Source organism: Streptomyces sp. NPDC048270 (assembly GCF_040652335.1).
Taxonomy (GTDB): domain Bacteria; phylum Actinomycetota; class Actinomycetes; order Streptomycetales; family Streptomycetaceae; genus Streptomyces.
The window spans coordinates 19,688-41,560 of record NZ_JBEZLV010000019.1; the positions used below are offsets into that span (position 1 = coordinate 19,688).

The 21,873-nt window shown below is 70.9% G+C and carries 12 protein-coding genes and 1 pseudogene; 7 read left to right on the top strand and 6 right to left on the bottom strand.

Annotation, left to right across the window (positions count from 1 at the left end):
* Positions 1-153: 153 nt before the first annotated feature.
* Positions 154-1,131 (bottom strand): sigma-70 family RNA polymerase sigma factor, encoded by a 978-nt coding sequence (locus tag AB0D66_RS18560; RefSeq protein ID WP_362304079.1) that lies wholly within the window; start codon positions 1,129-1,131, stop codon positions 154-156.
* Between the two features lie 578 nt (positions 1,132-1,709).
* Between AB0D66_RS18560 and AB0D66_RS18565 the strand changes: the two genes are divergently transcribed.
* Positions 1,710-2,357, top strand: coding sequence for a Uma2 family endonuclease (locus AB0D66_RS18565; protein WP_362304082.1), 648 nt, complete (start codon positions 1,710-1,712; stop codon positions 2,355-2,357).
* Here AB0D66_RS18565 and AB0D66_RS18570 read toward each other — a convergent pair.
* The 3 genes and pseudogenes from AB0D66_RS18570 to AB0D66_RS18580 form a co-directional block, all read right to left on the bottom strand.
* Positions 2,358-3,146 (bottom strand): annotated as a pseudogene (locus AB0D66_RS18570) (class III extradiol ring-cleavage dioxygenase); the annotation flags it as partial.
* A gap of 187 nt (positions 3,147-3,333) precedes the next feature.
* On the bottom strand, positions 3,334-4,875 hold the full coding sequence (locus AB0D66_RS18575; RefSeq protein WP_362304085.1) for an MFS transporter: 1,542 nt from the start codon (positions 4,873-4,875) through the stop codon (positions 3,334-3,336).
* Between the two features lie 78 nt (positions 4,876-4,953).
* Complete coding sequence (locus AB0D66_RS18580; protein ID WP_362304088.1) at positions 4,954-5,706, bottom strand: TetR/AcrR family transcriptional regulator; 753 nt, start codon at positions 5,704-5,706, stop codon at positions 4,954-4,956.
* A 247-nt stretch (positions 5,707-5,953) separates the two neighbouring features.
* Between AB0D66_RS18580 and AB0D66_RS18585 the strand changes: the two genes are divergently transcribed.
* The 3 genes from AB0D66_RS18585 (at position 5,954) to AB0D66_RS18595 (ending at position 8,678) form a co-directional block, all read left to right on the top strand.
* Positions 5,954-7,231 (top strand): M6 family metalloprotease domain-containing protein, encoded by a 1,278-nt coding sequence (locus tag AB0D66_RS18585; RefSeq protein WP_362304091.1) that lies wholly within the window; start codon positions 5,954-5,956, stop codon positions 7,229-7,231.
* A gap of 130 nt (positions 7,232-7,361) precedes the next feature.
* A complete protein-coding gene (locus AB0D66_RS18590) occupies positions 7,362-8,270 on the top strand; it encodes a zinc-binding dehydrogenase (protein WP_362304094.1) in 909 nt (302 codons plus the stop codon).
* Positions 8,271-8,279: 9 nt separating this feature from the next.
* On the top strand, positions 8,280-8,678 hold the full coding sequence (locus AB0D66_RS18595; protein ID WP_362304097.1) for a TOBE domain-containing protein: 399 nt from the start codon (positions 8,280-8,282) through the stop codon (positions 8,676-8,678).
* A 94-nt stretch (positions 8,679-8,772) separates the two neighbouring features.
* Here AB0D66_RS18595 and AB0D66_RS18600 read toward each other — a convergent pair whose 3' ends face one another.
* On the bottom strand, positions 8,773-9,237 hold the full coding sequence (locus tag AB0D66_RS18600) for a hypothetical protein (RefSeq protein ID WP_362304100.1): 465 nt from the start codon (positions 9,235-9,237) through the stop codon (positions 8,773-8,775).
* On the bottom strand, positions 9,234-15,668 hold the full coding sequence (locus tag AB0D66_RS18605; protein ID WP_362304105.1) for an RHS repeat-associated core domain-containing protein: 6,435 nt from the start codon (positions 15,666-15,668) through the stop codon (positions 9,234-9,236). Before AB0D66_RS18605 ends, AB0D66_RS18600 begins: the two co-directional genes overlap by 4 nt.
* A gap of 598 nt (positions 15,669-16,266) precedes the next feature.
* On the opposite strand from AB0D66_RS18605, the gene AB0D66_RS18610 reads away from it, so the two are divergent.
* From AB0D66_RS18610 to AB0D66_RS18620, 3 genes are all read left to right on the top strand, one after another.
* Entirely contained in the window at positions 16,267-19,797 is a 3,531-nt protein-coding gene (locus AB0D66_RS18610) for a ricin-type beta-trefoil lectin domain protein (RefSeq protein WP_362304108.1), read from the top strand.
* Between the two features lie 134 nt (positions 19,798-19,931).
* Positions 19,932-20,402, top strand: coding sequence for a hypothetical protein (locus AB0D66_RS18615; RefSeq protein ID WP_362304111.1), 471 nt, complete (start codon positions 19,932-19,934; stop codon positions 20,400-20,402).
* Between the two features lie 10 nt (positions 20,403-20,412).
* Positions 20,413-21,852, top strand: coding sequence for a hypothetical protein (locus AB0D66_RS18620; RefSeq protein ID WP_362304114.1), 1,440 nt, complete (start codon positions 20,413-20,415; stop codon positions 21,850-21,852).
* The last annotated feature ends 21 nt before the right edge of the window (positions 21,853-21,873 follow it).

Here is a 21,873-nt window from a genome sequence, read left to right on the forward strand (position 1 = left end):
CCGCGGACCCGTCGGGGGCTCCGCCCGCGGACCCCCGCGCCTCACACGCCGGCGGGGCTGGATGTGCCTGAGCTCGGCTTTCGACAAGGGAGCCCCGGCACCTGGGGGGGGTTAGGTGCCGGGGCTCGTTTGGGGGGCTTCGGGGCGGGCCGGTCAGGCCACGGCGTCGAAGCCGGTGTCGCGGGCCATGCGCTTCAGTTCGAGCAGGGCGTGCTTCTCGATCTGGCGGATGCGCTCGCGGGTCAGGCCGTGCTGCTTGCCGACCTCGGTCAGGGTGCGCTCGCGGCCGTCGTCGATGCCGTACCGCATCTTGATGATCGACGCGGTGCGCTGGTCGAGCTTGCCGAGCAGGTCCTCCAGCTCCTCGCTGCGCAGCAGCGAAAGGACCGACTGCTCCGGCGAGATGGCGGAGGTGTCCTCGAGGAGGTCGCCGAACTGCGTGTCGCCGTCGTCGTCCACGGACATGTTGAGGCTGACCGGGTCGCGCGCCCAGTCCAGTACGTCGCCCACGCGCTTCTCCGTCGAGTCCAACTCGGCGGCGATCTCGGCGTGCTCCGGGTCCCGGCCGTTCTCCCGGTTGAACTCCCGCTGCACGCGCCGGATCCGGCCGAGCTCCTCGACCAGGTGGACGGGGAGGCGGATGGTGCGGGACTGGTCGGCGATGGAGCGGGTGATGGCCTGGCGGATCCACCACGTGGCGTACGTGGAGAACTTGAAGCCCTTGGCGTAGTCGAACTTCTCGACCGCGCGGACCAGGCCGGCGTTGCCCTCCTGGATGAGGTCGAGGAGCGGCAGGCCGCTGCGCGGGTAGCGGCGGGCCACGGCCACCACGAGGCGCAGGTTGGAGCGGATGAAGACTTCCTTGGCGCGCTCGCCCTCGGCGGCCAGCGCCTCAAGCTCCTCGCGGGAGGGCGCACCGCCCTCGCGCTCTATGACGCCGTCGAGGATCTGCTGGGCGTAGACGCCCGCCTCGATGATCTGGGACAGCTCCACTTCCTTGGCCGCGTCGAGCAGCGGGGTGCGCGCGATCTCGTCGAGGTACATGCCGACCAGGTCGCGGTCTGCGATCTCCCCGCCCACAGCGCGGGCGCTGCCCGTGGACTGACGACGGGCGACGGCGCGGGTTGCCATGCGTGCTCCCTTGCGATGAGTTCGGTCGCGGTGCGGCTGCCGGACGGCCACCCTGGCGGGGTGGTGCGTCCCCGGACACTCTCCCGAGTGCCCGCTTCCGAAGGAAACAACGACTGGAATCGGGACAGAATTCCCACGTTGCCCCCTGTTTTTCGAGATCTTGCAGTATCCTGCCCCGCCGGGAGCGGGGTATGAGTGCCGCGAGAGCCCGAAGAGATGCAGGTCAGGCCGGGGCTTGGGCGATCCTGCGAAACTCGCGAAACGGCACGTCCGCCGCGTCCGTGAGACCGCCGTCACATCCGCGACGACCCTTCCTCACCCCGGGACAGCGCCGCTCGTGGCCGCGCTCCCACCCTGAAGACGGTCCGCACCGGCTTCTGGTTGCCTGGACTGGCGATCGAATCGCTGGATAACCGACAAATTGCCCATGTAGGCGAAAACGGCAGGCAGCCCACGCGTCATCCGTCGGGGTGAACAGCTGGGCATATTCCTCCGGCATGGGACGGAGCCTCCTTAGCGTCGGAGGGTCGCTTGTGCCCTCCGGTCGGCGACGCCCAGACTGAGAGGAGGTGCCACACATGACCGCTCTCGCCCACGAGACGCTGGAGGCCGTTATGCCGAGGGTCGCGACCCCCCCGTCGGACCTGGACGACGTCCTGTGGCAGGCATGGAAGGCCATGGAACTCCCCGAGGGCTACCGCGCCGAGATCGTCGAGGGGTTCATCGAGGTGTCACCCACGGGTCGCTACTCACACGGTCGGATCACCAATCGCCTGCGCCGCGCCCTGGACAAGCTCCTGGACGGCGGCCAATTCGCCGCTCACCAGGACATGAACGTCATCCACAAGCGCAAGGTCTGGATCCCGGACGTCTTCATCACCCTGGAGGACGCCGAAGAGCACGTCACCGAGGACGGCCTCGGAATCGACGCCTCCGCGGTCGAACTGATCGCGGAGGTGGTGTCACCCGGCAAGGAGTCCCTCGACCGCGACCGCGAGCGCAAGCGGCGGGCGTACGCGCGGGCGGGGATCCCGGTCTACGTGATCATCGACGACTACGACGGGCACGGCACCGTCAGCGTACTGTCGGGCCCCGTGCCGGGTGAGGCGCGGTACGCCTCCGAGGTCCGGATGCCCTACGGGACCGAGGTGATCGTCCCCGAAGGGCCCGCCAAGGGGTTCGTGATCGGCGAGGCGATCACCGGGGCCCTGCGGGGCGATTCCTAAGCCGAACTGCACGGACCGCTTCGAGAGGCCCATCCAGAAGCCGTCCACCGTGTCGCGGCGGGTGGCGAGGTCGCCGGAGGCCTCGGCCGCGCCGAGGGTGACGAAGAGCGGGGCGAAGTGTTCCGTACGGGGGTGGGCGAGGCGGCCCGACGGGGACTTGGCCTCGAAGTCGAGCAGGGAGTCCAGGTCGCCGGCGGCGAGGGCCTCCTGGCCCCACGCGTCGAACTCGGCCGACCAGGCGGGCACGCCGGGGCCCGTGTGGCGCAGGGCGGCGAGGTTGTGGGTGAAGAAGCCGCTGCCGACGATCAGGACCCCCTCGTCGCGCAGGGGCGCCAGCTTGCGGCCGATGTCCATCAGGCGGCGCGGATCCAGCGTCGGCATGGAGATCTGCAGGACCGGGACGTCGGCCTGCGGGAACATCTCCACCAGCGGGACGTACGCGCCGTGGTCCAGGCCGCGGTCCGGTATGTCCTGGACCGGGGTGCCGGGGGCCTGGAGCAGCTTGCGGACGGACTCGGCGAGCCGCGGGGCGCCCGGGGCCTCGTAGCGGACCCGGTAGTAGTGCTCGGGGAAGCCCCAGAAGTCGTGGACGAGCGGGACCGGCCGGGTGGCGCCGAGGGCGAGCGGGGCCTCCTCCCAGTGGGCCGAGACCATCAGGATCGCGGTGGGGCGGGGCAGCTCCGCGGACCAGGCGGCCAGCTCGCCGGGCCAGAGCGGGTCGTCCGCGAGCGGCGGCGCTCCGTGGCTGAGGTAGAGCGCCGGCATGCGGCTCGGGGCGGCGGCGGTCATGGGGGCGCTCCTCGGTCGTGGGTGCGGGGTCGCGGCTCGCTCCGTACGGGTCGCGGCGCACTGCGTACGGGTCGCGGCGCGCTGCGTACGGGGTCGCCCGAAAAGACTAACCCCGCTTGGTTCAAATTTGAACCAAGCGGGGTGTCCAGTCATTCCCGGACGGGCGCTCCCGTCCCCGTCGCCCCCGTCAGTGGGCGATCACCGGGATCTTGACCTCGCTGTCCTCGGCGGATCCGGAGCCGGAGGCCACCGGGCCGCCCACACCGGGACGGCCGGTGTTGATGAAGGTCAGCGCGATGGCCGAGCTGGCGACCAGGATGCCGACCGCCCACCAGATCGCGGAGGAGTAGCCCTCGACCATGGCCTGCGCCTGGACCAGCCTGGCCGCCGCACCGCCCGCCGCGGCCTCGGCCGCGTGGTCGGTCAGGTAGGCGGTGGTCGCCGACGCGGCGATGGTGTTCAGCAGCGCGGTGCCGATGGCGCCGCCGACCTGCTGCGAGGTGTTGACCATGGCGGAGGCGACACCGGCGTCCGCCGGGTCCACCCCGTACGTGGCCAGGGACATGGCCGGCATGAAGGCCGTGCCCATGCCCAGGCCGAGCAGCAGCTGCGCCGGCAGGATCAGCGCCGGGTACGAGGACCCGACCTCGAGCTGGGTCAGCAGCAGCATGCCGGTGGCGGCGAGCAGGAAGCCCGGGCCCATCAGCAGGCGCGGCGCGACCCGGGTCATCAGCCGGGCGCCGATCTGCGTGGAGCCCGTGATCATGCCCGCGATCATCGGCAGGAAGGCGAAGCCGGTCATGACGGGCGAGTAGCCCTTCACGACCTGCAGGTAGTAGGTGAGGAAGAGGAACAGGCCGAACATCGCGATGACGGCCAGGCCCAGCGAGAGGTAGACACCGCCGCGGTTGCGCTCCAGCAGGACGCGCAGCGGCAGCAGCGGGGACTTCACCTTGGACTCGACGAGGACGAACGCCGCCAGCAGCACCACGGAGGCGACGAACATGCCCACGGTGAGGGCGTCCGACCAGCCGGCGGACTCGGCGCGGGTGAAGCCGTACACCAGCGCGACGAGACCGAGGGTGGACAGCACCACGCCCGGGATGTCGAGCGGCGCGCGGTTGCGGGAACCGGCGGGCTCGCGGATGACCATCCAGGCGCCCACGGCCGCGATGATCGCGAAGGGGATGTTGACGAAGAAGGTCCAGCGCCAGTTGAGGTACTCGGTGAGGACGCCGCCGAGGATCAGGCCGACGGCGCCGCCGCCGCCCGCGATGGCACCGTAGATGCCGAAGGCCTTGGCGCGCTCCTTGGCGTCGGTGAACATCACCGCGAGCAGGGAGAGGGCCGCCGGGGCGAGCAGTGCCCCGAAGGCGCCCTGGAGGGCGCGGGCGCCCAGCATCATGGCCTCGCCGTTCGCGGCGCCGCCGAGCGCGGAGGCCAGGGCGAAGCCGATGAGGCCGACGACGAAGGCGTTCTTACGGCCCCACTTGTCGGCGATGCGGCCGCCGAAGAGGAGCAGGCCGCCAAAGGCCAGCGCGTACGCGGTGATGACCCACTGGCGGTTGCCGTCGGAGATGCCGAGGTCGGTCTGGGCGGAGGGGAGGGCGATGTTCACGATCGTCGCGTCGAGGACGACCATCAGCTGCGCCAGGGCTATGAAGACGAGCGCCTTCCAGCGGCTGGGGTCTGCGGCCAGCTGCGGCGGTGTCGCGGCTGTTTTCGGCATGGGGGTACCCAATTTCACTGTGCTGTGCGGAATGACTGAATAGACCGGAAAAAGACTAATGTGGGCGCTCTGGGTGTGTCACATGAGTTTCTTCCTCAGGTCCTCGAAGGTGGAGGCCGAACCGGGCAGTTCGGAGCGGGCCGGAGCCCGCAACCCGTCGAGGAAGAGCTGGAGATGACGGTGTACGAAGCGGTCCGCGTCGGGGCAGGCGATGCCGGGAAGCGGTCGGCTGAGCTGGGACAGGGCGACCATCAGGTCGCCGACGCCGATGTCCGTGCGGACCAGTCCGGCGTCCTGGCCGGTGGTCAGCAGGGCCTCGACGCCCGCCTCCAAGGTGCTGCGCGCCGCGAGGAGTTCGGGGTGTTCGCGGTCGAAGTCGCCGCCGAGCATGGTGCACAGGGCGCCGATCCGCTCGTCGGCGGCGGCGTGCGTGAACCGGCACAGCGCCGCGAAGGCGTCGGGCTCTTCGGCGAGCGCGGCCTCGGCCTGCGCGCCGACCCGGCCCATCACGTAGAGCACGACGTGGTGGACGAGGGCGGGGCGGTCGGGGAAGTGCCGGTACAGGGTGGCGTTCCCGATGCCGGCGCGGCGGGCGACCTCGTCGAAGGCGGCCGTGGAGCCGAACTCGACGAAGGCCTCGCGGGCCGCCGCCAGGATCCGCTCGCGGTTGCGGACGGCGTCGGCGCGCGGGCGCGGGACGGGGCCGGAGCCCTGGGATCCGCGGGCGGCGGCCGCCGCCGCGGCGCAGGCACCGGCCTCGGACGCCGCCAGGTCCACGGCCGCCCCCGGGACGGGCAGGGCCGCCGGGGCGGTGGTGCTGGGGCGCTTCATTTCCGGGCCTCCCTGGCGCGGTGACAGGTCCGGCACCCCTCCAAACGGGGAGCCGGTCCCCACTTCGGGGGACTCACGTGCAAACGGGGATCCGGTCCCCGGTTATTTCACTCCTCCGTGTGACCCGAGTCACATGTCGATTCACGTTCGGCCTCCTCCGGCGCGCGGGCGCGCCGCAGCCGTCGGAGGGTGACGACAGAGCGCAGTCCGGACAGGGCCGGCTGCCGCGGACCCGAAGGCGATCTCCATGCCGCAGACCCGCCAGCGGATACGCAGATCACGCCGCACCAGCGCGTACATCGGCCTGACCGCGCTGGCCCTCGGCGTCACGGCGACGGCGAGCACGGGGATATCCAGCCGCGGCCACTCGGCGGCCGGGGCCGTGGCCTCGACGGCCGAATCGGCCCTCGCGCCCTGCCGGATCGCCGGCACGATGGGCGTGCAGATGTCCGAGGGACTGCCGACGCCGCCCGGGTACGCGCGCTCGACCGGCGAGGTCAAGGCGCTCAACCTGATGATCGACTTCCCCGACGCGAAGGGCGAGGGCACGGCCCTGGACCGGATGGCGGAGTTCTTCCCCCAGACCTCCAACTGGTTCCGGACCAGCTCCTACGGCCGGCTCAGCTACCGGGCCGAGGCCCCGATAAGGACCTGGCTGCGGATGCCGATGCCCTTCGCGGCGTACGGCATCGAGCGCGGGTCCGCGTACGAGCCGGGCTACCGCCAGCTCGTCGAGCACATCGCGAAGGCCGCCGACTCCGATGTGGACTTCAGCAAGTACGACCTGGTGAACATCCTGGTCACGCCGAACGCCGGGCCGTCCGCCCTGGACACCGTCCTGTCGGTGACCTTCTCGGGCAACGGCGAGGCGCCGGTCGCCGACGGGGTGCCGCTCGCCAACACGTCCTTCGTCTACAGCCGGCAGGACGACGGCTCCGGCACCTACCGGGAGACCGGCTACCGGGTCCTGCCGCACGAGAACGGGCACGTCTTCGGGCTGCCCGACCTGTACACCTCCGACGGCGGGGGCACGGTCGGGCACTGGGACATCATGAGCGAGGACTGGGGCTCCAACAACGACCTGCTGGGCTGGCACAAGTGGAAGCTGGGCTGGCTGGACAGCACGCAGATCAGCTGCGCGTCGAAGTCCGGCGCCAGCGACCACGTCCTGACGCCGCTGGCGGTCTCGGGCGGGACGAAGCTGGCCTTCGTGCCGCTGTCCGAGAGCGCCGGGTACGCGGTGGAGGTCCGCACGCAGGCCGGGAACGACGAGGCCGTCTGCAAACCGGGCGTCCTCATCTACAAGGTGGACTCCGACGTGGACACCGGCCAGGGACCGGTGACGGTGTCGGACAGCACGGGCTCGAGCGGCGGCTGCACCCGGCGGCCCAACGTGCACGCGGAGCTGTCGGACGCGCCGTTCCGGCCGGGCGAGACGTTCACCGACGAGAAGACGGGCATCAGCGTCTCGGTGGTGGGCGAACTGCGCAACGGCAGCTACCAGGTGCGGATCATCCGGCCCTGACGTTCGCGGGGAGAACTGCGGACCCTCGGCCCGGCCATGTCCCGACCTCCGGCCCCCTCGTCCCGGCGTCCGGGAAGGGAGGGTGGAAGGCGTAGACGTGAGGTGCGGGAACGCGAGGGAGGGAGCCGCGGTGAAGGCCTTCGTACTGCCCCGGACCGGCGGACCCGCCGTGGCCGACCGTCCGGTGCCGCGGCCGCGGCCCGGGGAGGTCCTCGTACGGACCACGGCGGCGCTGCTGTGCGCCTGGGACGGGCATGCGTCGCCCGGGGCGGCCGGTGCTTCCGCGCTGCTCGGCCATGAGGCGGTCGGCGTGGTGGCGGCCGTCGGGAACGGGGTCGCCGAAGGCCTCGTGGGCCGTCGGGTCGCCGCCGAGGGGCAGGGCCCGCTCGCCGAGTACTTCCGGGTGCCCGCCGTCGGCGCCGGGCTGGCCGCCCTGCCGGACGCGATCACCGACCACCAGGCCCTGTACGCGGCCGGGGCGCTGGCCACGGGCTTCGCCACGGCCGAGGGCGCCGCGCTGCGGGCCGGCGGCACGGTCGCCGTCTTCGGGCAGGGGGCGGTCGGCCTGAGCGCCGCGGCCGCGGGCCTGCGCCTCGGCGCCGCCCGGGTCATCGCGGTGGAGCCGGAGATCAAGCGGCAGCGCCTCGCCCTGCGCTTCGGGGCGGACGTGGTCGTGGACCCGGCCTACGAGGACTCCGCGGAGCGGATCCTGGAGCTGACCGGCGGCGCGGGCGTGGACACCGCGATCGTGGCCACCGGCGCGGCCGGGGCCCGGACGGCCGCGTACCGGGGCATCGGGCGCGGCGGGCGGGTCGCCTTCGCGCGGTGCCGGCCGACGCCGGCGCGCGGCGGGGACCGGCTGGCGCGGATGCTGCGGCTGATCGCGGGCGGGGAGGTGGACCCGACCGGGATCACCACGCACGAGTTCCCCTTCGCCCGCGTCGAGGAGGCCCACCGCCGGCTCGCGGCACGCGAACCGGGCATGATCAAGCCCCTGGTCCTCTTCCCCGGCCCTGGTGCGGCCGCGGCACGTGTCTAGGGTGGGGGCATGGAGTCCTACACCATCGGGCAGGCCGCACGGCTGCTGGGCGTGAGCGTCGACACCGCCCGGCGGTGGGCGGACGCCGACCGCTTCCCCACCCGCCGGGACGGCAAGCGCCGCATCGTCGACGGCCCCGACCTGGCGGCGTTCTGCGTCGAGGCCGCGCAGGAGGCCTCGTCCGCCGAGGACGCCGACGCCCCCTACACCTCGGCCCGCAACGCCTTCCCCGGCATCGTGACCGGGATCAGGCTCGGCGATGTCGCGGCCCAGGTCGAGGTGCAGGCCGGGCCGCACCGCGTGGTGTCCCTGCTGACCCGGGAGGCCGTCGAGGAGCTGGGCCTGGAGGTCGGCATGCGGGCCACCGCCCGGGTGAAGTCGACCAGCGTGCACATCGACCGCGACTGAGCCGGCTCCGGGGCCCGGGGCTCCGGAGGCGGAAGGACCGCGGGGCCCGGCACCTGGTGGTGCCGGGCCCCGCGGCCGTTTCGTACCGGACGGATCAGACCTTGCGTTCACCCGGCCCGGGGGCCGGCATGACGAACGCGGTGAAGATGATCTGCGTCGCGAACATCGCCACGGTCAGCAGACCGCCGCCGAAGAACAGGAAGATCGTCATCGGCAGCAGGCACAGCATGCTCGCGGTGAACCGGAACTGCAGCGGGTCGCCCTTCCTCAGCCGGGCGATCAGCAGGAGCAGGAAGAGCGTCACCCCGCCGATCCCGGCCAGGAAGCCGGGGAGCTCCCTCATGAAGACGAGGAAGGACTCCCCGAAGGACAGCACCCGGCCCTCGTACCCCGTGGCGCGCGGGGCCACCGCCGAGGCGACGGTCCAGCCCACCGCGAAGGTCGGCACGTAGCGGACCGCACAGATCAGGAGCCACCAGTACCAGCTGTCCCGCCGGCCGCCGCCGCTCGGGCCGGTGCCGCTCGGGCTGGTGCCGCTCGGCCGGTCGGCACCGGTCATGAGCATCCCTTCGTGCAGAGGTCGTTCATCCACGTACGGTCCATATTGGTCCAGAGCGGGAGGGACGGCAGACCGCTGGTGTCGGCCATGTCGTCATGGGCGAGGCGCTGGGCACCCTGGCCCTGGCGGTACTGGGTCACCGTCATGTCGGGGTACTTGTCTCCGGTCCTGCGCACCATGCCCTCGTTCGGCGCGATGGTCAGGTGGCCGTCGACCGAGCCCACCGGCATCAGCGGCTGCACGGCGTGCAGGTCCACGTCCAGGGTGTTCGAGTCGGTCTTGCGCGCCTCGATGATGTTGCGCGTCAACAGCGTGGAGTACGAGTTCGATCCCTCGTTGCCCCAGATCTTGAGCGCGGGCAGCATCTCCGACTTCATGTACTGGGCCTTGTTGCCGCCTCCCATGCCGAGCGAACCGCCCGAGTACTTGACCTTGGGAGCCGTGTGCGAGGGCGCCACCGTGAAGCTGACGTTGCCGCTCGCGGTGTCCCAGAAGACCAGCATCCGGTACGGGGCGCTCGGGTCGGTCGAGTAGCCGCGGTCGTCACCGATCAGGGCGCCGAGCATGGCGTCCTTGGTGTGGATGAAGAAGCTCACCACGATGACGCCGCGGTCCTCGCCCGCGCCCACGTTGCCGGTCCAGCGCTGGGAGCCCTTCTCCCTCGGACCGTAGGCGGCCCGCCAGGCGGCCCCGTAGGAGCCGGAGGCCTTCATGCCGCGCTCGATGGTGTGCCGCGCGGTGTTCTGCGCCTTGACGCGCTTGTAGGTCTCCTTCACCCACTCGGGGATCGGCCTGACGATCGGCGGGAAGCCGCCGAAGAACTGGCCGCTGGGGTCACTGGCGGTGACCGGCGCGTTGTTGGCGTACGCGTAGGCGTTCAGCTGCTGCGGGTCGTTCGGGTCCATGACCGGGTCCACCGAGATGAACCGGCCGTTGGCCGCGTCGTACTCGCGCGCGTTCAGGTGCACCAGGCCGGTGGAGGCGTCGTTGGTGCCTCCCACGAAGCCCTTCTCGCCCGCCCAGGTGCCGGCGGCCGGCTGCGCGCCGCGCGCCGTGCCGAACGGGGTCTGGTTGCGCCGCTTGTAGTCCATCGACATCGCGTCCACCTGCACCTCGTCGGTGTTGTGGTGGTCGCCGAGCAGGTACGCCAGCTTGCCGTCCGAGGTGGCCACGATCGTGGACTGCCCGGCCTTGTAGTAGCGGACGCCGCTCACCTTGGCCGTGGCCACGGTCAGCGTGAGCTCCTGGTTGCCCAGGTACAGGGTGATCTTGTCCGCGTCCTTGCGCAGCAGGCGGTTGCCGTTCGCGTCGTAGACGAAGGAGGAGGTCTTGCCGCCGACGGTGGACGTGGCCATGTGGCCCTCGGCGTCCCAGGTCAGCTTCTGGTCGCCCTGCGCGGTGACCCGGCGGGTCGTGTAGCCCGCCGCGTCGTACTCGAAGGAGTCCTCGCGGGCGCCGGGGCCGGTCGTGGAGACCTTGTCCAGGGCGTGCGGCCGGTTCGCGCCCGGCTGCGGGTAGGCGGAGTTGCGGGTGACGTCCTTGACGGGGTCGCCCGCCGGATCGTGCTTGACCTCCTGGGTGCGGTTGCCCACGGCGTCGTAGGTGTACGAGTACCAGTACGGGTCCACCCCGCCGACCTTGGGCTTGGGCGTGGCGGCCGTCGGCTTGAGCGCGCAGGCGTCGGTGGACGCCCAAGCGTGGGTCATGCGGCGGGCGTAGTCGTAGGTGAAGCACTGGTCGTCCGCGACGGTCTTGTCGTCGCGGTCGTTGCGGACCCGGGTGATGTTGCCCGCGGGGTCGTAGCCGTAGACCTTGTTGTCGATGGTCTGCGGGCCGCTCGCCTCGCGGTCGTTGAGGACGCTGCTGAGCCGTCGGGTGTGGTCCTCGTAGGTGTACGTCTGGACCGTGCGGCCGCCGATGTCGCCCAGGACCGTCTGGAGGACCTCGCCGAAGGGCGAGTACTGGCTGCCCAGCGAGTAGACGTCGGTGCCGTTGCCGACCGAGGTCGGCAGGCCGAACTCGGTGTAGCCGTTGCGCACCGTCTCGGCGGCGAGGCCGCCGCCGGCCGGGTAGGCGGTCGTGGCGGTGAGGCCGGTGTTCGGGGTGAAGGTGGTGGAGAAGGTGTAGCTTCCCGCCAGCTTGCCTTCGGCGCCCGGGACGGTGACCGTCGAGCCGGTGGCCCGGCCGCCCGCGTCGTAGCCCTTGACCGCGGTGGTGTAGGCGTTGCCCTTCTCGTAGCGCGTGGAGGAGGTCAGCTTGCCGATACCGCCCGGCAGGGTGTCGTAGACCCACTCGGCGAGCTTCTCACCGGTGGCGGTGTTGTCCTTGAACGTGGCGGTGCGGCGGCCCAGTTCGTCGTAGCGGTGGGCGACCTTGACGCCGCGGGCGTCGGTGGTGGCGGCCACCTTGCCGTCGGCGGTGTAGGTGTTCTCGACCGTGCCCTTGTCGGGGTCGGCGGTCTTCACCTGGTGGCCGCGCCGGTCGTAGTCCGTGGTCCAGGCGTTGCCGGCCGCGTCCACGAGGCGGGTGATGCGCTCGTCCGCGTCGTAGGTGTACTTCAGGGAGTCGTACGCAGAGGCCGGGGCGCCGAGGACGGGGTTGCCGTCCTTGTACTGGCGCAGCTCGGTGACCTTGTCCTGCGCGTTGTACAGGGCGAGGGACGCGGTGCCGCCCTGCGGCGGGACGGTGGCGACCCAGTTGCCGCCGTAGGTGGTGGAGGCGCGCCACTTCTCCACGCCCTTGGACAGGGTGACGGCGGCCGTGGCCCGGCCCTGGCCGTCGAACTCCGTGACGGTCTGGCTCGGGATCTGGTTGTCGGCGACGGACAGCAGGACGGTGGCCGCCGGCTGGTCGTTGTAGTACTCGCCGTTGGTCTTGTACTCGCGGCCCTGGCTGTCGAAGAAGGTGTCCTTCACCAGCCGGCCGGTGCCGCCGTGGGCGTCGGTCTGCGTCTGGCGCTTGCGCAGCAGGCCGTCGTAGAGGGTGATCGCCGAGCGGTACTTGCCGTTCTCCAGCAGCGTCTTCGAGGTGACGGCCGTCGGCGCGTTGTTGCGCGTCAGGTAGTCGAAGGTGACGTCGGCCGGCTGGGTGGTGTCACGGCCGGGCCGCCAGGCGGCGGTGAGCTGGCCGAGGGCGTTGTACTTCTGGCGGGTGATGCGGCCGGAGACGTCGGTGGCGTCGAGCGGCAGGCCGCGCAGGCCGTCGAAGGTGGTGACGGTGGTCTGCGCCTTGGCGTTGGTCGCCGTGGTCTTGGTGGACTGGGCGCCGGTCGCCGGGGAGTAGGCGGTGCTGGTCTTGTTGCCGGCGGCGTCCGTCTGCTCCAGCGGACGGCCGTACGCGTCGAACTTGCCGGTGCTGACGGTGGTGAACACCGGAGTGGCGCCGTCGTACCGCTCGAGCTCCTCGACCTTGGTCGGGTGGCCCTGCCCGTGGACCGGGCCGGTGCCGTGCGCCTTGGAGTCGTAAGAGGTACGGACCTCGGTCAGGGTGTTCGCCGCGGTGGCCGCGGTGGCGCAGAGCGCCGAGGCCCGCTGGACGGTCGCCGGGTAGGAGAGCATCCAGTTCGCCGTGTCGGCGGCGGCGAAGGTGGTGCGGGTGCACACCTCGTCACCGGAGACGGCGATGTCGCCCTCGTCCGACACGCTGGTGACCTGGCCGTACTGGTCGAAGGTGGTGCCCGACCGGGTGGTCCGCCAGTTCCCCGAGGAGAGCAGGAGGTAGCCCGTCTGCGTGTCCTGGTTGGTCTGGTGGGCCTTCAGGTCCGTGGTGCCGGCGCGGGTCTGGCTCGCGGTCTCGCGGGACCAGGGCTTGGCGACGGCGGTCGCGGCGATGGTCCCGCCGGCGCCGTCCTTGTCGTAGTCCGAGGTCTCCAGGGTCATGCCGGCGTACTGCTCGGCGTCGGTGAACGCGTTCCCGAAGGAGTCGGCCACCTGGGCCCCGGCGATGCCCCGCAGGTAGCGGGCCTCGGTGAGCGTCTTGTTCGCGGTACCGGTCCGGGTACGGACCTTGCCCCAGCCGCGGAAGTCGCTGTGGGCGCGGTGCTTGTCGAGGGTGAACTCGTTGGTGTCCTTGGCCCAGGCGATACCGCCGAGGTACTCGTACTCGGTGACCGAGGCCGTGGAGCCGGCGACCTTGTCGTTCTCGGTGATCTTGGTGACGGCGTACTTGTGGAAGAAGTCCTTCACGGGCTCGCTGCCGCCGTCGGGCGTCCACCAGTTGGGGTAGCAGCGCTTGGTGTTGGTGGCGTCCGGCGCCGGGGTCTGCCCGGCCACGCACTCCGCGGCCGAGTAGGAGACGAGGGTGTCGGAGCCGGTCTCGCTGCTGATCCGGGTGATGCGGAACTTGTTCAGCGGCGGGCGGCCCTCGGCGGCGTCCACGCGGTTGGCCATCAGGGTGCCGCCGAAGTCGACCTTGGGCAGGGTCACCGGGGTGGCGCCGGCCTTGCCGGTGCGCGTGATGCTGGACAGCCACAGCCCGTTGCCGCCGGCGTCACCGGTGTCGGGGAACTGCTGGCCCAGGGTCCAGCTGTCGACGTCCTGGTACGTGCCGCCCTTGAGCGCCTGGGTGGAGACGCTGGTCAGGCGCTTCTTGGACCAGAAGCTCGGGGCGCCGTTGATGCAGTCCTTGGTCAGCTCGCACTGCTGGTCGACGGGGGTGTCGGGCCAGTTGTCGGCGTGCGCCTTGTCGAAGGCGCAGTCGGCGGCGGTGCCCAGGCAGCGGTCGGAGACACCGAAGTTGACCTTGGCCGGGGCGCTCGCGGCGTAGACCTGTCCGGCCCGGTGGCCGTACTCGATGCGGGTGAGGTGACCGGCACGGTCGTAGGTGGCGGAGCCCTTGGGCATGGTGGTCATGCCCGCCGAGTTCTTCGCGTAGACGTTCTTCTCCTTGTCGTAGAAGAAGGCCATCGCGTTGCCGTGCGGGTCGACCACGTAGTCCAGGTTCCAGCGCCAGCCCTGGTCCTTGACGGAGTTCGCGAACGAGGTGCCGTGGCCCGGCTCGCCGGCGTGGTTGCCGAAGACCGGCACGGTGAGCGTCGAGTCGGTCTCCTCCTTGCCGGTGGTCCAGCCGGGCAGGCGGTTCTTGCCGAACCAGTACTGGGTGCCGTCGGGGGTGGTGACCCGCCAGTACTCGTTGTTGTCGTCGCCGTTGGCGGTGTCGGTGGCGCTGCCGGTCAGCTGCTCGACGCGCGAGCCGTCGTCCTTGGCCGACTTCCAGGCGCCGGTCGTGGCGTCCTTGACGAGCGGCGTGTTCTGCCCGTTGAGGGACAGCACGGCGTTCTCGGACTTCCAGCAGACGTCGCCGGTCTTCTCCGGGGCGTTGGTCCCGCTGCCCTTGTCGTCCCGGCAGCCCATGTACTGGCGCTCGATGAAGCCCATCTCCATCGACCAGCCCTCGCCGACCCAGGAGGGCTGGCTGTTGGCGGAGGCCGTACGGCCGTCCACGGCCGAGGAGTTGTAGCCGAGGGCGACCTTCGGCGCCAGGGGGCCCGGCACCGGAGGCATGGCCATCGGGTACGACCAGGCGAACCCGCCGTGGTTGCCGCCGGCGGTCCAACTGCCGGACGGGGAGAGCGAGGTGGCCTTGAAGTCACCGGCCGCCCCGTCCGGGGAGGCGGCGGCCGCGAGGACGGTGCCCCCGCTGAAGGCCATCGCATCCGCCGCCATCGGGGCGGCCATGGCCATCGGCGCCTGGGCGGCGGCCGCGTCGGCCTTGGCCGCCTTGGCGTCCGGGGCCACGTCGACCTCGGCCGTCAGGACCCCGGTGGTGGCGTCGTTCCGCGTGGCGAGCGGCTTGAAGGCCTTGCACTCCGGCTTTTCGGGCGTGGTGAGCGCACAGGCCGGAAGCTGCACGAGCCGCAGGCGGGAACCCCAGTCGGCGCCGTAGGCGTGGCGGAAGCCGCTGTAGTCGAGCTGCACGGAGGCGCGACCGGCGGCGTTCTCACCGTCGTTGCGGCTGACCGTGAGCAGGACGCCGTCGATACCCGCCTTCGCGGCGGCCTTCCGGTCCTCGACCTTGACGTGCAGCTTGCCGGGGGCGCTGGCCCCGGGCTGCCCGCCCTGCGGGGCGGCGAGCGCGCCCGGCGCGGCCTTGGCCTTCGACTGCGGCTGCAGGGGCGGCGCGGTCAGCGGAGCGACCGCGACCGGCAGGCCCTTGACGGGGGTGTGGGCGGGGCCCGGTATCCCGTCGGCCTGCGCGCCGTCCGCCATCGACCGGGCGGCGGGGGCGGCGGCGCCGAGCACGGCGTCGCCCTCCGCGGCCGCCGGCCAGCTGACCTTCTTCCTCTTCCAGGGCTTCTTGTCGGTCTCGCTGACCGGCGACGTGCCGCGCTTGGCGAACGCGGCGCCCTTCACCGAGCCGGTCTTCTGGACCGGGCGCGGCTCGAATCCGTCCAGCCCCCCGGCCGACGGACCGCCCTCGGGAACGCACGACACCAGCAGGGCTCCGCAGAGCACCGCACTGACGACGCCCGCGCCTTGGCGCAGCAGCTTTCCTCTGCGGGATGAAGAACTTCCCCGCCCCCTTGGCGTCCCGTTTTCAGAACGGGGCGCCCCCACCGTGAATCTCATCACGCCGAAACAACTCCATGTACAGGTCAAGTTCGCACCGACATCCGGGTGCGGCCTCGGGAACGTACACCAAGATTTCTTACGTGAAGAGCAAAGTGAGCTTGGTCTCAGGGGGCCCGTCATTTCATCCAGGAAGAATTTCCTAAACCGGACACTCATTGACAGGTCGCACACCTTCCGTAGGCATACGAACTCCGCTAACCGGACATCACGGGTCAATACTTCACGTGAATTGACGCTAAGTCACATGTGGAACCTGTGGCTCCCCTGTGAAGATCCCCGCATACTTCCCTCGGCTGATACTCGGCCAACTCTTATCCAGGGATTAGTGGCTGCAAAGCAGCCGCAATCGTCAGCCAATGTGGGGTGGAATCCGGTGAAGGTAACTGGAGCGGTCGGGGGACGGCGAAGGCGCCGCCTTTCGGCGGCAGTTGTCGCGGCCGCGCTCAGCGCCGGAATAGCCGTGCCGCTGGCCCTCGCGCCCGCCGCGGCGGCCGCCGACGCGCCCGGGGACGCCACGGCGCGCGCCGAGGAGGCGGCCCGGGCGGCCGCGGCCGGCACGCCGGCCGGCGCCGCTGCCGGCCCGGCGGCCAAGGCCGACGGGGGGCCCGGAGAGGCGCAGGCCTCCGAGAAGGCCCAGGAGACCGGCAAGCCCGTCGAGGTCCTCGAACAGCGCGACGAGTACACGCAGGTCATCGCGAACCCCGACGGAAGCTTCACGTGGAAGCAGTACGTCCGGCCCGCGTTCACCAAGGTCGACGGCACGTGGCAGCAGGCCGACGCGACGCTGGAGCAGACTCCGGACGGCCGCATCACCCCCGCGGCCGCCACCTTCGGGATCTCGTTCTCCGGCGGCGGCACGACCCCGCTCGCCACCCTCCAGCGGGAGGGCAAGACCATGTCCCTCAGCTGGCCCGACGCGCTGCCCCAGCCCCGTGTCGAGGGGGACACCGCCCTCTACCCCGAGGTGCTGCCCGGGGTGGACCTCAAGCTCGTCGCCGATGTGGACGGTTTCGCCCAGCACCTCGTCGTCAAGACGCCCGAAGCCGCGAAGAACCCGCGGCTCGCCAAGCTCACCTTCGGCCTGAAGAACAAGGGCCTGGGCCTCAAGGCGGACGCCAAGGGCGCGCTCAAGGCCGTGGACACCGAGGGCGACGCGCTGTTCACCGCCCCCACCCCCGCGATGTGGGACTCCTCCCACCTGTCCGAGACGGAGGCCGCCGAGCTGACCGCCGGCGGCACCCCGGAGGAGCTCACGCCCCCGGCGCGGTCCGCCGAGATGGGCGCCAAGGTGACCGGGGACAGCCTCACCATCACCCCGGACACCGGGATGCTGACGGACCCGAAGACCGTCTACCCGGTGGTCATCGACCCGATCTTCTCCGGCGGCAACCGGGTCAACTGGGCCATGGCGTACAAGCAGGACGGTACGAACCTGGCCAACACCCCGTACTGGAACGGCGGCAGCTTCTCCGACAAGCTCGCCCGCATCGGCCACGAGACGCAGACCTCCGGCACGGCCCGCTCGTACTTCCAGCTCAACACCAACGGGCTGGCCGGCGCGCGGATCATCACCGCCACCTTCAACGTCTTCAACACCTACTCCTGGTCCTGCACCGCCACCCCGGTGGAGCTCGGCTGGACCGGTCCGATCAGCACCGGCACGACCTGGAACAGCCAGCCGGCGTGGAACAGGACCCTGCAGACCAAGAGCTTCGCGCACGGCTGGGGCGACAGCTGCAAGGCCGCCGGTGAGGACTTCAACGCCGGCGCGCTCAAGGACCTCGTCCAGGACGTGGCCAACGGCGGCGGCACCGACCTCACCCTGGGCCTGCGCTCCGCCGCCTCCCACGAGGGCAGCGCGTCCAGCTGGAAGAAGCTGCAGAACAACCCGCACCTCGAGGTCACGTACAACCGCGTCCCCAAGGTCGACACCAGCGCCTTCTACCAGGGCCCCTACAGCCCCGGCGGCTCCGGCAACAAGCAGGTGGCCTGCAGCTCCGACCCGGCCACCTGGCCGACCGTCGGCCGCGCCGACCTCTCCCTGACCGCACAGCTGTCCGACCCCGACGGCGGCAACCTCACCGCGGCCTTCGAGCTGTGGGAGTACGGCGGCGCCACCGTGGGCTCGCCCCGGGCGACCGTGGCCTCCGGCGGCACCGCCGTCCACGTCGTCGACATCAACACCCTCACCGAGGGCAAGCGCTACAAGTGGTTCGTGCGCGCCGAGGACGGCACCGACGTCTCCGGCTACACCCCCCAGTGCGGGTTCAACGTCGACAAGACCGCCCCGCCGAAGCCCACCGTGGCCTCGGCCGACGGTCTCGCCCTGGACGTGGCCAGCGCCCCGGCCCGCACCGACCGCAAGGTGAAGTTCACCTCCAAGGACCCGCTCGGCGGCGTGGACGGCTTCTGCTACGCCCTCAACACCCCGCTGCCCGTCGCCAACGACAAGTGCGCCGGCGGCACCTTCGTCAAGGCCGACGCGAGCGGCTCCGCCACGGTCTCGCTCAAGCCGAGCCTGTGGCCCAACAACCGCCTGCACGTCCAGGCGTACGACCTCTACGGCAACACCTCGCTCTACGACGGCAACGGCCCGGCCACCGACACCACGCTGATCGTCACCCAGGCCCCCGCCTTCGTCCGCACCCCGGACGGCCGGGTCCGCGGCGACCTGCCCGGCGACCTCAACGGCGACGGCTACGCGGACTCGCTCGCCACCGACGACACCGGCAAGCTGATCCTCTACCCCGGCAAGGGCGACGGCCGGCACACCGACGGCCAGGTCCTGCCCGGCCAGGGCGAGTGGAACGGCGCGCAGATCGCCCACCGCGGCGACGTCATCTCCGCCGTCGAGGGCCAGACCAAGGACGGTTACGAGGACTACTTCGTCCGCATCGGCAACAAGCTCTACCTGTACCCGGGCGACGGCAACGGCGCTCCGCTCACGGGCGGCCGCAAGGAGCTGATCCACCCGACCGGCAAGGACTCCGGCCCGCTCAAGGGCGCCGGCGACAAGTGCGTGGACGTGGCGAACAGCGCCACCGCCAACGGCACCGCCATCCAGTACTACGTGTGCAACGGCACCACCGCCCAGGAGTTCCAGCTCACCGGCAAGGCCCTCAAGGTCCTCGGCAAGTGCGTGGACGTCCCGTGGGGCCGCGGCGGCAACGGCACCCAGGTGCAGCTCTACGACTGCAACGGCTCCCCCGCGCAGCACTGGGTGGACCGCGGTGACGGCTCGCTGCTCAACCCGGTCACCGGCCTGTGCTTCGACCTGCCGGGAGTCAACACGGCCAACGGCACCCGCCTGGCCATCTACCAGTGCAACGGCACCGGGGCCCAGAAGTGGAACGTCCCGGGCAGCTGGGCCGGCGCGAGCGGCATCATGGCCCCGGGCAACTCCGACGGCATGCCCGGCAACGACCTGATCGTCGTCGAGGGCAACGGCCTGGTCCACTACAGCGGCACCATCGAGGGTCCGCTGGCCATGGAGACCGGCACCTACAAGCTCAAGCCCGGCAAGAACCCCGGAGGAACCGGCTGGGGCTCCTACGACGTGGTCGCGCTCGGCGACGTCACCGGCGACACCGTGCCCGACCTGATGGGCCGCTGGCGGGGCACCGACACCGCCAACGGCGAGTACGGGAAGCTGTGGCTGTACCCGGGCGTCCAGGCCGACGACGGCCAGGGCGGCATCGACTACCGCATCGGCACCCGGTTCCAGTACGGCGGCAACGCCTCCTGGCACCCGGGCAACGTCCTGAAGATCGCGGGCGCGCCCAACGTCCAGGGCCAGGTCGTGGACCAGGGCACCTACAAGCAGTTCGTGCCCACGGCGGGACAGGAGGCCGGGGACTTCTGGGCCACCCTGGGCGGCGGCACCAGCGGCACGGGGGTCCTGCGCTTCTACCCGGGCACCGGCACCCTGCACGGTTCCCCGACGGTGGTCGGCGACGGCTCCTGGGCCACCCGGATCACCGGCATCTTCTGACCGGGAGGACCGGACGCCACCGGTCCGCCCCACCGCACCCGGCCGGCCGTCGCACCCCGACGGCCGGCCGGGGCGTCCCCGAGGTATCGCAGATGCGGAAACCCTGGAAGCCCAGGTCATGATCAAATGGCGCCATGGTGTGGGATGAGTGGGACAAGGCGAAGGCAGATGCCACCAGCGAGCGCCAAGTGTCGGTGCGCCTCAACCAGTTGACCAGCGGGCCTGGTGGCGGTCAGGCCGACCTGGTCGTACACCAGGATGACCTGGGCGAAGTGGGGCACGAGGCGTTCCTGCTGCATGGGCAGCTGCAGAAGCAGGCCGACATCGCCGGTGCCGGTGCCGACGGCTCAGGAGTCGGCTCCACGATGCAGGCCGCGGCATCCTTGAAGACGGCCGGCTTCTCACTCGGCGGCGAGCTGGAGACCACCGTGTCCGTGTGGACCTCTCAGGTAAAGACGGTTCTGCAGGCATGCGCCCACATCTCGAACCACCTGGACTACTCCAAGAAGGCGCACGCCGCGGACGACGAGGCCATCGCCGCCTCGCTCCGCAACCGCGACGGCTCGGCCGTGTCCGTCTCCCGTATCGACGAGTACCTCACGTAGGGAGAACGGCATGGACTACTCGGACCTCATGGAACTGGACCTCACGAAGCTGGGATCTGCCGTTCAGGACTGGAAGCGCACGGCCGACGCTCTGCAGAGCTTGGGCGGACAGGCGCGCGACGGGGCAAAAGCCAAAGCCGAGAAGGCCCGTTGGGAAGGCGTGAACGCAGGTGTGACCCGCGCCTTCGTCGGCAAGACGGTCAAGGAGATAGAGGACCTCCATACTGAGGCCCAGAGCATCTTCAGCATCCTCCAGGACGCCCACTCCGAGCTGGTGGCCATCCAGCAGCAGGCGAAAAACCTGACCGCCGACGCCAAGGACGCAGGCTTCAACGTCCGTGTGGGCCAAGGCGGAGCGGTGACGATCGAAGATGCCCTGGTCTGCGAAGTGGACGGTCCCGGTCAGCGCAAGCAGGACCTCATGCGCTGGTACGCCGACACCCTGAGCGGAGTGGTGAGCCATGCGGCCGAGGTCGATGCCGCTGCCGTACGCGCTTTGCGCGGCAGCCACGGCGCGGATCCGCACAACGCCGGCCATGCGACGTACACCTCCCTCGACCAGGAGATGCTCCCGCGAGCACTGAAACTGGCCGGGCTCGGCGAGGAGGCCAACACCGAGCAGCGGAAGGAACTGCAGCGGCTCTGGCAGTCGCTCGAGCCCGAGGCCCGGGCCCAGCTGTGGTCCCAGCACCGGGACGACCTTCTTGCTGCCGGCCTGCTCCGCCCTCAGGTCAAGCAGGTTGCCGCGGACGACGGCGCTGGACCGTACGACGTCGAATCGCCAGGAATATCGGACTACTGGAAAGAGATCCAGGCCAACGGCATCTCGAACTCCGGCGACTTCATCGGCAAGACCGACGCGGCCCGACACATGGACCACTACCTCAACGGCAGCGGCAAGACGCTCGATCTGGACGTCGACCGCATGCTGGCCGACGACCCGGCGCTCCGAGACGAGGTGGCACGGATCCGCGCCGCAGAGCAGGACGAGTGGCGGCAGCAGGCACTGGAAGCGTTCGAGAAGTCGGGCGGCAAGCCCGTCGCCATCCCGGTGGAATCCAGCAGTACTGGATACGAGCACGAGAAGGGGCCGGACGGCACGAACAACTGGTACCTGGCCGTAGGCAGCGGCATGACCAACACGACCGGGGTGGTCACCGCCGTCCCCGGACCAGACGGGAAGCCGCAGGTCAGCATCGACTACCAGGTCAACGTGTGGGACCGGTACAACTGGGACCCGGGCAAGGCCACGCCGATCGGACCGACCACTGTCACCGACGCCGACATGGCTCGTATGCACACAACAGGACTGGCCAGGGAGTTCGACATGCGGGGAAGCAGCTCGGTACAGCAGCACGATCTGTCAGCAGGAGGATCCTGGCCCGCACCCGAAGACACCGGACGGAGCGGCACCCGCACGGACATCGGCCGCAATTCGGCCGCCCGGTGATCCGCGCACGACGCCCGGGCC

Coding starts and splice junctions, on each gene's coding strand:
- AB0D66_RS18595 (WP_362304097.1), top strand. CDS start 8,280: ATGGAGTCCTACACCATCGGGCAGGCCGCACGGCTGCTGGGCGTGAGC.
- AB0D66_RS18580 (WP_362304088.1), bottom strand. CDS start 5,706: ATGAAGCGCCCCAGCACCACCGCCCCGGCGGCCCTGCCCGTCCCGGGG.
- AB0D66_RS18585 (WP_362304091.1), top strand. CDS start 5,954: ATGCCGCAGACCCGCCAGCGGATACGCAGATCACGCCGCACCAGCGCG.
- AB0D66_RS18615 (WP_362304111.1), top strand. CDS start 19,932: ATGGTGTGGGATGAGTGGGACAAGGCGAAGGCAGATGCCACCAGCGAG.
- AB0D66_RS18565 (WP_362304082.1), top strand. CDS start 1,710: ATGACCGCTCTCGCCCACGAGACGCTGGAGGCCGTTATGCCGAGGGTC.
- AB0D66_RS18575 (WP_362304085.1), bottom strand. CDS start 4,875: ATGCCGAAAACAGCCGCGACACCGCCGCAGCTGGCCGCAGACCCCAGC.
- AB0D66_RS18620 (WP_362304114.1), top strand. CDS start 20,413: ATGGACTACTCGGACCTCATGGAACTGGACCTCACGAAGCTGGGATCT.
- AB0D66_RS18600 (WP_362304100.1), bottom strand. CDS start 9,237: ATGACCGGTGCCGACCGGCCGAGCGGCACCAGCCCGAGCGGCACCGGC.
- AB0D66_RS18560 (WP_362304079.1), bottom strand. CDS start 1,131: ATGGCAACCCGCGCCGTCGCCCGTCGTCAGTCCACGGGCAGCGCCCGC.